The organism is Bradyrhizobium sp. CCGUVB23 (genome assembly GCF_024199885.1).
GTDB lineage: Bacteria > Pseudomonadota > Alphaproteobacteria > Rhizobiales > Xanthobacteraceae > Bradyrhizobium.
In genome coordinates this window covers 3,446,299-3,458,816 of sequence record NZ_JANADQ010000001.1, presented here as the reverse complement: position 1 = coordinate 3,458,816, position 12,518 = coordinate 3,446,299, and the positions used below count along the sequence as shown (strand labels likewise).

Annotated in this window: 10 protein-coding genes; 6 read left to right on the top strand and 4 right to left on the bottom strand. The window is 64.7% G+C overall.

The window, feature by feature from the left end; translation table 11 throughout:
• Positions 1-90 precede the first annotated feature (90 nt).
• From NLN62_RS15780 to NLN62_RS15770, 3 genes are all read right to left on the bottom strand, one after another.
• Positions 91-807 (bottom strand): DUF1614 domain-containing protein, encoded by a 717-nt coding sequence (locus NLN62_RS15780; protein ID WP_027521640.1) that lies wholly within the window; start codon positions 805-807, stop codon positions 91-93.
• A gap of 70 nt (positions 808-877) precedes the next feature.
• On the bottom strand, positions 878-1,447 hold the full coding sequence (locus NLN62_RS15775; RefSeq protein ID WP_027521639.1) for a class GN sortase: 570 nt from the start codon (positions 1,445-1,447) through the stop codon (positions 878-880).
• Positions 1,448-1,639: 192 nt separating this feature from the next.
• Positions 1,640-3,904, bottom strand: a complete 2,265-nt coding sequence (locus NLN62_RS15770) for a marine proteobacterial sortase target protein (protein WP_254109331.1) — start codon at positions 3,902-3,904, stop codon at positions 1,640-1,642.
• Between the two features lie 181 nt (positions 3,905-4,085).
• Between NLN62_RS15770 and NLN62_RS15765 the strand changes: the two genes are divergently transcribed.
• Together NLN62_RS15765 and NLN62_RS15760 are read left to right on the top strand one after the other, a co-directional pair.
• The gene (locus tag NLN62_RS15765) at positions 4,086-4,853 is read left to right on the top strand and encodes a helix-turn-helix transcriptional regulator (RefSeq protein ID WP_156944122.1); all 768 of its coding nucleotides are present in this window, start codon (positions 4,086-4,088) and stop codon (positions 4,851-4,853) included.
• Between the two features lie 55 nt (positions 4,854-4,908).
• Entirely contained in the window at positions 4,909-6,384 is a 1,476-nt protein-coding gene (locus NLN62_RS15760; RefSeq protein ID WP_254109330.1) for a glycosyltransferase family 2 protein, read from the top strand.
• A 3-nt stretch (positions 6,385-6,387) separates the two neighbouring features.
• Here NLN62_RS15760 and NLN62_RS15755 read toward each other — a convergent pair whose 3' ends face one another.
• Positions 6,388-7,935 carry a long-chain fatty acid--CoA ligase gene (locus NLN62_RS15755; protein WP_254109329.1) on the bottom strand — a complete coding sequence of 516 codons (1,548 nt, stop codon included), beginning with the start codon at positions 7,933-7,935 and terminating at the stop codon, positions 6,388-6,390.
• Between the two features lie 268 nt (positions 7,936-8,203).
• On the opposite strand from NLN62_RS15755, the gene NLN62_RS15750 reads away from it, so the two are divergent.
• The 4 genes from NLN62_RS15750 (at position 8,204) to NLN62_RS15735 (ending at position 12,356) form a co-directional block, all read left to right on the top strand.
• Entirely contained in the window at positions 8,204-9,340 is a 1,137-nt protein-coding gene (locus NLN62_RS15750) for an acyl-CoA dehydrogenase family protein (protein ID WP_254113515.1), read from the top strand.
• Positions 9,341-9,457: 117 nt separating this feature from the next.
• Positions 9,458-10,618 carry an acyl-CoA dehydrogenase family protein gene (locus NLN62_RS15745; RefSeq protein WP_027521633.1) on the top strand — a complete coding sequence of 387 codons (1,161 nt, stop codon included), beginning with the start codon at positions 9,458-9,460 and terminating at the stop codon, positions 10,616-10,618.
• 62 nt (positions 10,619-10,680) lie between these two features.
• Positions 10,681-11,337, top strand: a complete 657-nt coding sequence (locus NLN62_RS15740; RefSeq protein ID WP_254109328.1) for a glutathione S-transferase family protein — start codon at positions 10,681-10,683, stop codon at positions 11,335-11,337.
• A gap of 218 nt (positions 11,338-11,555) precedes the next feature.
• Entirely contained in the window at positions 11,556-12,356 is an 801-nt protein-coding gene (locus NLN62_RS15735) for an AraC family transcriptional regulator (protein ID WP_027521631.1), read from the top strand.
• Positions 12,357-12,518 lie beyond the last annotated feature (162 nt).

Genomic DNA, 12,518 nt, shown 5'->3' with positions numbered 1-12,518 from the left:
GCCGGAGACGCCAGTTCAGTTCCTCGCTCAAAACGGAGTGCCGGAAGCCATGGTTAGAAGCCATCGTTAATTGTGCGCAACATGAGGCTCTCACCAGACCTCCCTGGGTCTTGAGGGCGAGGCGATGCCGGCCAGCAGCACGGCCAGGATGCCGGTCAGGAAGATGCCGTCGAACGTGCCGGCACCGCCGATCGAAGCGACGGGGGCGCCGAGACTGCCGATCTTGTCGAGGTTGAGCAGATCGGCGCCGATCAGGGTGCCCATCGAGCCGCCGATATAGGCGAGCGGCGCGGCATATTCGCGCGACAGCAGGAAGGCCAGGATCGCCGTGGCTACGACCGGCGCGAAGACAGGAACCGCGATGCCGACACCCTGCACCGGCGTCGCCATCATGTGGATGACGAAGGCGATCGCGATCACCGCGATCGCAGCCTTCAGCCAGAGCTGGTAGCGGAGCACGAGATAGCTCGACATCAATGTCGGGATCACGGCGCCGCCGACATTCACCGCAAGCACCGTGCCCGGCCATTGCGTCACCAGCGGCACCACATAGCGCATGCCGAAGAAATCGACGATCTCGCCCGAGCGCACCGCCTTTCCCGGCAGCACCGTGATCGGGATGTTGAAATAGCTGCCGACCAGCGAGCCGAACAACAGCAGCAGCGCAACTCCCGGGCCGACGCCAAGCTTCATATAGGCATAGCGCAGGATGCGGAGCTGGATCAGGATGATTAGCCCCGCGAACAGCAGTACCAGGATAGAAAACAGGCCCGGTGTGATCGGCAGGTACTGAACTTGTGAATGCATGGTCACACGGCTGGATCTGGAAGTAGTATGCCTGCTGCCAGCATCTCACGGGACGGCGGCGATGACAAACCTAGCTGCCGGTTCCAATCAGCGTCGCGTGCAGGATGTAGCGGTCCGGGCCTGAGGTGAGCGCGTCGAACGGCCAGCAGGTCGACAGCACGAGCTCGTAGCCTTGTGTATTGGGATCGATACCCGAAGCGTCGAAGCGCACCACGGCCGAGGCGTCGGCCCGGTAGTGGAAGCGCTTGCCGTCGCTGCGCGTGAGCTCGATCTCGTCACCAACGACAACATCTTGCAGGAAACGGAAATGCGTGTCGCGATGCGCCGCGTAGACGGCGACGCCGCGCTCGCCGGCATCTGCGGTCTGTTCGACATGTCCGGGACCGAAGGCAAGCGCCTGGCCGCTGCTGCCGGCGAGCACGATGGCGCTGGCGCCGATCCGCTTCACCTCGATCCGTGCCACCGGCCACGTATCCGCCCATGACCACGGCTTGGTCGGTTGACCGCTTGCGATGCTCTTGGTGAACGCGCGCTCCAGCAGCACCTGCGCCAGCCATGCCTTGGCGTGGATATAGGCGCCGTCGCCGAACAGGATGACGCCGACGAGGGCCAGGGTGACGGGGGAGATGATGCGGCGCATGATGTTTCACTCTCTCGTCATTGCGAGCGGAGCGAAGCAATCCAGACTGCATCCGCGGCGGCAGTCTGGATTGCTTCGTCGCTCCGCTCCTCGCAATGACGGTGCTGAGAAAAAAGGCGCGCGCGGCTGTTTGGGGCGGGTGACGGGCAGCCGCGCGCGCTGAAGGAGAGAAGGTGGCTGAGACCTCCTCTTTCACCCGGCGTCAGTGAGCAAGGGCTGACGCCGGTTGAACAGGAACAGGACCAGGCTGAGCAACAACACGATCAGTCCTGCGGTCATCTTCAACTCGGCCGAGGTGGCCGTCTTCGGCAGGCGGATCGTGTCGGCGGCCGCAGGCGTCGGGCGCCGCGCGGTCGGCTGGGTGCTCGCATCCGCATGACGCTCCTTCAGCTGCGTCGGCACTTGCTGCGGCCGTTCGCCGAACACCTTTTCGAAGTCCCAGCCGGCCGGCAGGTTGATCGGCAGCTCACTGAGCTTGAGCGGTTCGCCTTCGGGGCGGCTCGGCGTCTTGTCGATGGCGACGAGGCTGGTCAGCCGGGTGACGATCTGGTGCTCCAGCGCCAGTCGCAAGATGGTCTTGTCGGCATCGTCGGGGCTCATCTCGCGCATGGTGCGCGCGACCTCTGCGTCACCGATCTTGCGATTGGCCCAGAGCTTTGACAGACCCTTGCCCTCGGCGGCGTTCTGCAGAGGCAGCGTCACCGACCATGGCCGGTCACCGACGCGCCCCTTGATCTCGAGCGAGCCCGCAAGCTTGTCGAGCTTTGCCGCGAGCACCAGCGGCTCGTCGCGATAGACGTCGGGAATGATTGCCGGCGTGATATCGGCCGAGGCATCCGAGAACTTGGCGGAGAGGCCGGTCACGGCCGGATTTTCCAGCTTGGCGAACAGGCCGCGCATGCGCTCCTCGACCTGCTCGACCGAGCCGATATGGGTGAAGGCGCCGCGTCCAAGCTCGGAGGCGCGGGTCATCAGATAGGTGTTGGGCGCAGAGCCGATGCCCACCATGAAGACGCGCGAGCGGCCACGCATCGCCGTGATCGTTTCGAACAATTGCTGCTCGTTGCCGATCGCGCCGTCCGTCAGGAATACGACCTGGCGGACCATGCTGGTGTCGCCGAGACTGTCGGTCAGTGCGGCGCGCATCGCCGGCACCATCTCGGTGCCGCCACGCGCCTGAAGCGCGTCCACGAAAGCGGTTGCCTGCCGCACATGCTCGGCATCGGCGGGCACCGACGTCGTGAACAGCACGTCCATGGTGTCGTCGAAGCGGATGACGTTGAAACGATCATTCGGCTGGAGGCGTGAGAGCGCGTAGTTGAGGCTCGCCTTGGCCTGGATGATCGACGTGCCGCCCATGGAGCCGGAATTGTCGATCACGAACACGACTTCGCGCGGCAACGGTTTTTGCGTCGCTTGCTCGACCGACGGCGGGGTCACGAAGGCAAGCAGGTAATCGGCGTCGCCGACATACTCGCGGAACAGGCCGACCGAGGGCGCTTTCTCGGCTGCGGGCTTCCAGGACAGCTCGAAATCGCGGTCCGCGGGCACGGTCCCGTCGGCAAGACGAACGATCCGCGTTGCATTGTCGGGGCTCTCGATCTTGACGGCGTGGTGATGGCTCTTGACCTCGCCGAGCGCGAAGCCGCCCTGGAGCCGAACCGTGATGCTGGTCGGATTGACCGGCGGATTCCTGGCGGGATCCAGCACGGGCGGCAAGACACGGTCACGATCCGGCACCGGGTCGGTCTTGCTCGCGCCCCAGCCAGAGCCGTCGGGACGGAAATCGACGCTCTGCACGATCGGCGCCGGATTGTACCGCGGCCCGACCACGAGCGGTACGCGCAGCGAATATTCGTTGCCGGACTGGTGCACCGGCTCCTGATATTCGATCTGCACCAGCACGGTTTCACCCGGGCCGATATTGGCAACCGAGTTGGTGAAGATGTTCGGCCGTTCCTGTTCGGTGAGTGCGGCCTTCTGGCCGTCCCGGCGCGCCTGCTCGTAGATCACGCGCGCCTGCTGCCGTTCCTTGATGTCGCCGACGATGACGCGGTCGCCGACTACCATCTTCAGAGTGTCGACCGCGCCGTTGGTGGCCATCGGATACACGTAGGTTGCCTCGACCCAGTTCTTCGAGGGATTCCTGAACACCTGCGTGACGCGGGCGCGCAGCGTCGGGCCGGAGACGGTGATGTCGACGTCGATGCCGAGTCGGACGGCCTCCGTGGTGGCGCCGTCGTCCTTCAGAAACAGCGTCCCCGAGCGGGTCTCGCCGGGCTGCAGCAGGCTTGCCTGCTCTGACGTGGCCGACCAGCTCGGCACGAAGCTCACGAGCAGGGCCACGAAGGCGATCAGGATCACGGCAACGCCCTGCGCCAGCAGAAACAGCCCCAGATTGATCAGATTTCGCAGCAAGGGGTGCTCGTCACTGTCGGTCTCGTCATAAATGCTCATCTCATCTGCTCCCGAAGCACGTTTGGCTGGCCTCTATTTCGGCCTCGGAGCCCTGATTTCGCGAGCAGAATGATCGGCAATGTTCGGCCGCCGGCCACCCGGGCCGGCCGTCGTGGAGACGGCCCTGTGCGGTTTTGTGCTGATTTGTCCGGCCTGCTAGAATGTCCGTCTGGAGCAGGGAATGACGATGCAGACGCCGGACAAGCAGCTTACCGACGAGCAAAGCCGCGAGGTCGCTGAGAAAATCCGCGAGGAGCTCGCCAAGCGGCGCATCTCCCGGCAGGCGCTGGCCGAGCAGGCCAAGCTCAGCCTGTCGACGCTGGAGAAGGTGCTGGGCGGCCGGCGCCCGTTCACGCTGGCGACCACGGTGCGGCTGGAGCAGGCCCTGGGGGTCGCCTTGCGGAAAAATCACGCCGCGCCGCCGGCGCCTGCCGCAGGCAACGATGTCGCGCCCGACAGTCTCGGCTCCTATTCGCACCGCGCGGTGACCTGGCTCGAGGACGTCTACATCACGCTGCGGCCGTCATTCGGCGATAAGGATGCGCTCTTTGCCTATCGCACCGAGATCGTCTGGGAGCCGAAAGTTTCGTCGCTGGTCTTCCGCGAGGGTGAGCGCACCGACGCCGCCTATGAGCACACCGGCGAGGTCGCCGTTCCCCATCAGTCCGGCTTCATATATCTCGTCATCAACCGGCACGGTCAGCATCGCGTGATCACGGTGTCGCGGCCGACGGTGGCCGGCGAGATGTATGGCATCATCTCGACGCTGCGTGCCGGCCCCGGCTCGCAGCTGACGCCGATCGCGGCGCCGATCGCGCTCGTGCCCGCGCGAAACGTCAAGACGCCGACCTTGGGACGGATTGCTCCCGACAATATCAACTACGCGCTGTACCGTGACCATCTGCGCCGCACGGTGGACGAGTCATTCGCGCTGTTCCTTCCGGTCTAGCGGCTCTTTCGTCCCGGCATTGCCTTTTTATTGAATCTATTTGCCAGTGTCATTCATGCCCAGTCCGCAAGCCGCGCCCGACGCCGAGCGTCCGCTGTTCTCCGTTATCATTCCGCTTGAATTTCACCGCGGGCAGTGGGAGCAGTCATGGCAGGGCTGGATGTCGCAGACCATCGCGCGCCAGCTTTACGAGATCATCCTGGTCGTGCCGCCGGACTTTTCGCCGCGTGAAAATCTGTCCGCGCTTGCTGGCGGTGAGGCGCGGCTCGAATTCTCCGATTCGGCTCATGACATCGGCCTTTGCGCGATCGGCGCGGCGAGGGCGCGCGGGAAATATCTGTTCTTCACGGAATCGCACTGCTGGCCGGAGCCCGATGTGCTCGCGCTGTGTGTCCGCGCCTTCGAGGAGCATCCCGAGTGGTCGGGCTTTTCCTGCAAGTCGATTCCGGTCTGCCGCAACCGCCTGTCGGAGGCGGAGGCCGCGATGTACCAGGCCGACATCGATTTCGGCATGAAGGTACATCCCTGGCGCAAGGTGCTGGACCAATGCTTCGTGACGCGCCGCGAGGCCTATGAGGAATGTGGCGGCCTGCGCGAGGAGCTCGGCCATTTCGCCGAATGGGTGCTCGCAGCCGCCTACCATGCGCGCGGCCACGTCATCGGTTATCTCGAGGAGGCGCGCTTCCATCATTACTACATCGGACGGCTGTCCGACCTGAAGACGTTCACGCTCGATTTCGTGGAAGGCGAGATCCGCTACCTCAGCGAAGGACGACGTGAACCCGGCAGCGAGCTTCTGGACATTCCGGTCGAATGGAGCAGTCAGGACGATTTCGATCCCGCACTTGCGCGAAGCGCGCTTCGCGCCTTGGTGCTTGATGGCCGTGCATGGTCGAGGCGGCCTCACGAGACATGGCGCGGCTTCCGGCGCTGGGTCGGACCTGCGTTGTTTGGCAACCTCTCCGCGCGCGGTGCGGCGCGGCTCGCTGCGGCCTATGCCCGCTGCGTCCTGACCGCGCTGGCGCGTGTCGGCTCGCGCGAGAGCATCGCGCGCTGGATGAAGCGTTACATTGCGGCCCTGATCGATTTTCAGCGTCTCGATTGCATCCGCCGCGTTCGCGAGGCTGGAGGTGGTCCCTTGCAGCGGTTGGGCGATCCTGTGCTCGCGCAGGCCGGCTTCAATGCGGTGGAGACCTGGCAGGGCCGCGCCTTCCGCTGGAGTGAGCCCGAAGCCGCGGTCCGGATCAGCGCGCGGCCCGGCCGCAACGTGGTTCGTGTTCAATGCCTCAATGTCCGCGAACCCTTTAATCGAATCGGGCTTCGCTTCTATCTCGACGGCGAACGTATCGCGGAGCGATCGATCGCGATCGATGAGGATGGCTTCGAACTGCGCCTTGAGCTGCCATCGCCCGGTGAGGCCACGCTGGCATGGACCTGCCCGCGCTTTGCGGCCGTAGGCGATTCGCGCCGCCTCGGCCTGCCGGTGGTGGCGATCGAAGTGGCGAGCGACGTGCAGCCGCGCGAGGCTTGACGCTCAGGCGGTCGCGGCCTTGTCGACTTCCGAAGCCGCCGAAAATTCCTTTCGCAGCGTCGGCTTGTGGATCTTGCCGGTGGCGTTGCGCGGCAGCGCGTCGACGAAGCGGACCTGGCGCGGGCATTTGAAGCGCGCGAGATTGGCAGCGCAGTGCGCGAAGATGTCCGCTTCGCTCAAGCGTTGTCCCGGCTTGACCGCAACGATGGCAAGGCCAACCTCGCCCCATTGCGCATCGGGAATGCCGATCACGGCTGCTTCGGCAATCGCGCTGAGCTGATGCAGGACGTTCTCGACCTCGGCCGGATAGACGTTCTCGCCGCCGGAAATGTACATGTCCTTCCAGCGATCGACGATGTAGTAAAAGCCCTCCTGGTCGACGCGCGTCGCATCGCCCGTATGCAGCCAGCCGTCGGTGAAGGAGGATTTGTTGGCCTCCGGCCGGTTCCAGTAGCCGGGCGTGATGTTCGGTCCCTTCACCCAGAGCTCGCCAAGCTCGCCGACATCCGCATCGCGGCCGTCCGGCCGCACGATCCGCACCTCCGTGTGCAGCACCGGCTTGCCGGCGGAACCGGCTTTGCGCGCCGCGTCCTCGCGATCGAGCACCAGCACGGCCGGCGAGGTCTCGGTCATGCCATAGCCCTGCTGAAGCGCGACGCCGCGCGCCTCCCAGACCTTCAAGAGCGGCACCGGCATCGGCGCGCCGCCGACGCCGCAGGTGGCCAGCCGGCTCAGATCGGTGGTCGCGAAGGCCGGATGCTGCGCCATGAACTGGTAGATCGCGGGCACGCCGAAGAAGACGTTGATGCCTTGCGCGGGATCGCCGAGCAGCTGCAGCGCGAGGGCGGGATCGAAGGCGCGCATGATCAGCACGGTGCCGCCGGCATGCAGCGCGGGGTTGGTGTAGCAGTTGAGCCCGCCGGTGTGGAACAGCGGCAGCACAGTGAGCAGCACCGTGGACGGCCCGATGCCGGCAGGGCCACCGAGATTGACGCAATTCCAGAACGTCATGCCATGGGTGATGGTCGCGCCCTTGGGATGGCCCGTGGTGCCCGAGGTGTACATGATGGTCGAGATATCATCGAGCGTCACCTGCTCGACCCTGTCGAGCGGCTTTGCCGTCGCGATGCCGGCTTCGTACGAGGCTCCTGGGCCAAGCAGCAGCGTCGTGCCGACGCCGCAGAGTTTTGTCACCGCAAGGGCGGTCTCGGCGAGATCGCGGTCATGAACCATCACCTTCGGCGCGCAATCGGCGACGATGAATTGCAATTCGGGAACGGTGAGGCGGGTGTTCAGCGGCACGAACACCGCGCCGAGCCGGAAGCAGGCGAACTGCACTTCCAGCGTGTCGGTCGTGTTCTGCGCCAGCACCGTGACGCGATCGCCGCGCGAGACCTTCAGGCTGTCGCGCAGATGTGTGGCGAGGCGCGAGATCCGTGCATCGAATTGCGCGTAGCTGAAGCGGCGCTCGCTTGCGAGGTCGTGGACCGCGATCTTGTCTGGCGCGCGGCGGCTATGATGGGCGATCCAGTCGTAATGGCGAACGGTCAAGTGTCCCTCCATTTGCGGTCGTGCGCTGCCTGCCCGTCATGCCGTGAAACATGCCCAGGCCAGCCCCGAGGGGCCGGCCGGAGTTTTGTGCAAGTTTCTTTTTTGGTTCGGAGTTGGTCCGCGAGGGGCTAAACTGTCTTGCGTTGAGTTGCTGGAGCGTGGCCCGACCGAAGTCGGGTGTCCCAAGCCAGCCACTCGACGCAAGTGGGCGGGTGGTGTTCCGGCCATGGTGGCAACAAGAATCGCCGCCAGCGAAAGCGACCACGCGATGACGAGCCCGTTCTATACCGCTGAGCACGACGCCTTCCGCGCCGTGATGCGCCGCTTCGTTGAAAAGGAGATCGAGCCTCATGCCCATGAATGGGACGAGGCCGGCGAATTCCCGCGCGCGCTGTATCGCAAGGCCGCCGCGATCGGCCTCTTGGGGCTTGGGTTCCCCGAGGAATTTGGCGGCGTCCCCGCCGACCAGTTCATGAGGATCGTGGCGAGCCAGGAGCTGGCGCGGGCCGGTGCCGGCGGCATCAGTGCGTCGCTGATGAGCCACACTATCGGCGCGCCGCCGATTGCGCGCGCGGGCCGTGCCGAGATCAAGGCCAGGGTGCTGCCGCCGATCCTTGCCGGCGAAAAGATCTCCGCGCTCGGGATCACCGAGCCGAGCGGCGGCTCCGACGTCGCGAACCTCCGCACCAGAGCGCGGCGTGATGGCGATCACTACGTCGTGAGCGGTGAGAAGACGTTCATCACCTCAGGCATGCGCGCCGACTATCTGACCGTTGCCGTGCGCACGGGCGGCGAGGGCGCCGGCGGCGTCAGCCTGCTGCTGATTGAGGGCGATACGCCCGGCCTGTCGCGCACCAAGCTGAAGAAGATGGGCTGGTGGGCGTCGGACACCGCGACGCTGCATTTCGACGAGTGCCGCGTGCCGGCCGAGAACCTGATCGGCGAAGAAGGGCAGGGCTTCAAGATCATCATGCAAAACTTCAACAGCGAGCGCATGGGCATGGCGGCCGGCTGCACGGCCTTTGCCCGCGTCTGCCTCGATGAGGCGATCGCCTATGCGAAGGAACGAAAGACGTTCGGCAAGCCGCTTGCCCAGCACCAGGTGATCCGCCACAAGATCGTCGACATGGCGCAGAAGGTCGCAGCCAGCCAGGCGATGCTGGAAATGCTGGCCTGGCGGCTCGAGCAGGGCGAGAGCCCGGTGGCCGAAATCTGCATGATGAAGAACCAGGCCACGCAGACCATGGCGTTCTGCGCCTCGGAAGCAGTGCAGATCTTTGGCGGTGCCGGCTTCATGCGCGGCATCAAGGCCGAGCGCATCTACCGCGAGGTCAAGGTCAACGCCATCGGCGGCGGCACTGAGGAGATCATGAAGGATCTGGCGTCGCGGCAGATGGGGTTGTGATCTTCACCGTCCTTCCGGGGCGACGCGAAGCGTCGAACCCGGAATCTCGATATTTTGGACTCATCTCTGGATTCCGGGTTCGCACTTCGCGCGCCCCGGAATGACGAAGGGAAAGAAATGCTGTTCACCGCCGACCACGACGACATCCGCCGCTCCTTGCAAAAATTCATCGCCAACGAGATCAATCCTCATGTCGATGAATGGGAGAAGGCCGACATCTTCCCGGCGCACGAGTTGTTCAAGAAGATGGGCAGCCTCGGCTTCCTCGGGCTGAACAAGCCGGTCGAGTTCGGCGGCTCGGGCCTCGATTACTCCTACGCGCTGATGATGGCGGAGGAACTGGGGGCCATCACCTGCGGCGGGGTGCCGATGGCGATCGGGGTACAGACCGATATGGCGACGCCGGCGCTGGCTCGCTTCGGCTCCGACGAGGTGCGGCGCGAGTTCCTCGCGCCGTCGATCGCTGGCGACTATGTCGCCTGCATCGGCGTCTCCGAACCCGGCGCAGGCTCTGACGTCGCCTCGATCAAGACCAATGCGCGCTCGGACGGTGATGACTATGTCATCAACGGCGGCAAGATGTGGATCACCAACGGCGCCCAGGCCGATTGGATCTGCCTGCTCGCCAACACCGGCGACGGGCCCGTTCACCGCAACAAGTCGCTGATCTGCGTCCCCATGAAGAGCAGGGGCGTCACGGTGGCCCGTAAGCTCGACAAGATGGGCATGCGCTCCTCCGACACCGCGCAGATCTTCTTCGACAATGTCCGAGTGCCCAGGCGCAACCGGATCGGCGAGGAGGGCAAGGGATTTACCTACCAGATGATCCAGTTCCAGGAGGAGCGGCTGTGGGGCGCGGCCGCCTGCCTAAAGGCGCACGAATACATCATCAACGAGACGATCGAATATACCCGCAACCGCAAGGCCTTCGGCCAGAGCATCCTTGACAACCAGATCGTGCACTTCAAGCTTGCGGAGATGCAGACCGAGGTCGAGCTGTTGCGCGCGCTGGTCTATCGTGCGGGCGAGGCGCTGGTGGCGGGCGAGGACGTGACGAAGCTTGCAACCATGGCCAAGCTGAAGGCCGGCCGCTTGGGACGTGAACTCACCGATGCCTGCCTGCAATATTGGGGCGGAATGGGCTTTACCAACGAGACGCCGGTCAGCCGCGCCTATCGTGACAGCCGCCTGACCTCGATCGGCGGCGGCGCCGATGAGGTCATGCTGATGGTCTTGTGCAAGATGATGGGAACGCTGCCCGGCAGCTTTAAGGTTTGAGCATGATCTTTTCGGAAAACCGCTGCACACTTTTCCGGATCATGCTCTAGGGGAAACGCCTGATGATCACGCTCTACCACTGCGACGCTGCGCGCTCCTTCCGCCCGCTCTGGATGCTGGAGGAGATGGGCCTGCCCTATGAGCTGAAGATGCTGCCGTTCCCGCCGCGCGTCTTTGCCAGGGAGTACCTCGCGATCAATCCGCTGGGCACGATTCCCTATCTGATCGATGGCGAGACGCGGATGACGGAATCGTCCGGCATCTGCCACTATCTCGGCACCCGATACGGGCCGACGCCGCTGATGGTCGATGCCAATGATCCCGATTTCGGCGCCTTCCTGAACTGGATGTATTTCAGCGATGCGACGTTAACCTTCCCACAGACGCTGGTGCTCCGTTACGCCCAGCTCGAGCCGGAGGAACGGCGCAATCCGCAGGTCGCCGGCGACTATGCAAAATGGTTCCTCGGGCGCCTGCGCGCGGTCGAGGCAGCGACTGCCAATACCGAGGCCTTGTGCGCCGGCCGTTTCACCGCCGCCGACATCGTGATCGGCTATGCCCTGCGGCTTGCAGAAAGCATCGGCCTTTCGCGGGATTTCGGGCCAAATGTCGCAGCCTATTGGGCGCGGCTGCAACGGCGCGAGGGTTTCAAACGCGCGGTGGCGGCGGAACAGAAGGCCGGCATCGAGCAGAAGGTCGCGCCGAGGCTGAGGGCGTAACGAAGCCGTCATTGCGGGGCGATGCGAAGCATCGACCCCGGAATCTCGCGCTGCAATTTCCAGGTTCCGGACTCGGTCCTGCGGACCGCCCCGGAACGACGCAGCGTGTTTTATGACAGCGCTATCCCGTCGTGACACCGCCCAAAATTCCGCTAAGGTGGCCCCGTCCGCAGCGGCCCGAAGAGCCGCGCGAGGAGGACCGCCGATGGAAGACGCCAATGGAAGATAAGGGTCGCGAATCCGACCATTTGATGCTGATCACGCCGGAGCGCGTGTTCTATGCGGGGTTGCTCGGCCGGCCGCGCCGGCGGACCGCCGGCTGCTGCCACGTCTATGTCGCGGTGAAGGGCAGCCTGCATCTGACCATCGACGATGTCCATACCACCGATATCCTTGTCGTGACCCTGCCGAACCAGCGGCACACCATCGCGAGCGACTATCGCACCGTCATCAGCGTGACGCTCGAGCCGGAGAGCATGCCGGACGGCGTGATCGAGGCACTGGCCGAGCGGCTCACCGGGCCCGACAAGGCGGCCTATGCGCGAAAGATCCTCGCGGCTTACGCGTTGCTGCGCCAGCGCCGCTATGGCGACGTCACCACCGCCGAATTCGACGGGACGTGTTTTGGCGAAGCGCTGCCGCGCCGCGTGCTCGATCCTCGCGTGACGCGGGCGATCGCGCGCATCGAACGCTTCTCCGGCGAGCCGGTGACGGCGGAAGCATGCGCGGCGGAAGCGGGCCTCTCGGCTTCGCGCTTCCTGCACCTGTTCAAGGAAGAGACCGGCATCTCCTTCCGCTCCTTCCGCGCCTGGAAGCGCGCGCGGTATCTCCTAAATTTCGCCAACCAGGACCTCAACCTCGCCCATCTCGCGCAGGACATCGGCTATCCCGACAGCACGCATTTCAGCCACTCGATCCGCCGCTTCTATGGCCTGAAGCCGCGCGCGATCTTCGTCGGCTCGCGCGATCTTGCGATCTATCGCAGCGGCGAGACGGTGAAGCTTGCGGAAGCAAGCTAGCCGAGGGACCTTGTAGGATGGGCAAAGCGAAGCGTGCCCACCGCTTCAGCTGAAGTCTGGAGAGATGGTGGGCGCGGCGCAAGAGCGCCTTTGCCCACCCTACGGTAGCTTCGGCTGCTCTAGCTTCTCCGCGCAAGAAGCCGCAGCCCCCTCGTCACATGA

Excerpts from the sequence above, each read along its gene's own strand:
- NLN62_RS15780 (WP_027521640.1), bottom strand. The coding sequence starts at position 807 with ATGCATTCACAAGTTCAGTACCTGCCGATCACACCGGGCCTGTTTTCT.
- NLN62_RS15775 (WP_027521639.1), bottom strand. The coding sequence starts at position 1,447 with ATGCGCCGCATCATCTCCCCCGTCACCCTGGCCCTCGTCGGCGTCATC.
- NLN62_RS15770 (WP_254109331.1), bottom strand. The coding sequence starts at position 3,904 with ATGAGCATTTATGACGAGACCGACAGTGACGAGCACCCCTTGCTGCGA.
- NLN62_RS15765 (WP_156944122.1), top strand. The coding sequence starts at position 4,086 with ATGACGATGCAGACGCCGGACAAGCAGCTTACCGACGAGCAAAGCCGC.
- NLN62_RS15760 (WP_254109330.1), top strand. The coding sequence starts at position 4,909 with ATGCCCAGTCCGCAAGCCGCGCCCGACGCCGAGCGTCCGCTGTTCTCC.
- NLN62_RS15750 (WP_254113515.1), top strand. The coding sequence starts at position 8,204 with ATGACGAGCCCGTTCTATACCGCTGAGCACGACGCCTTCCGCGCCGTG.
- NLN62_RS15745 (WP_027521633.1), top strand. The coding sequence starts at position 9,458 with ATGCTGTTCACCGCCGACCACGACGACATCCGCCGCTCCTTGCAAAAA.
- NLN62_RS15740 (WP_254109328.1), top strand. The coding sequence starts at position 10,681 with ATGATCACGCTCTACCACTGCGACGCTGCGCGCTCCTTCCGCCCGCTC.
- NLN62_RS15735 (WP_027521631.1), top strand. The coding sequence starts at position 11,556 with ATGGAAGATAAGGGTCGCGAATCCGACCATTTGATGCTGATCACGCCG.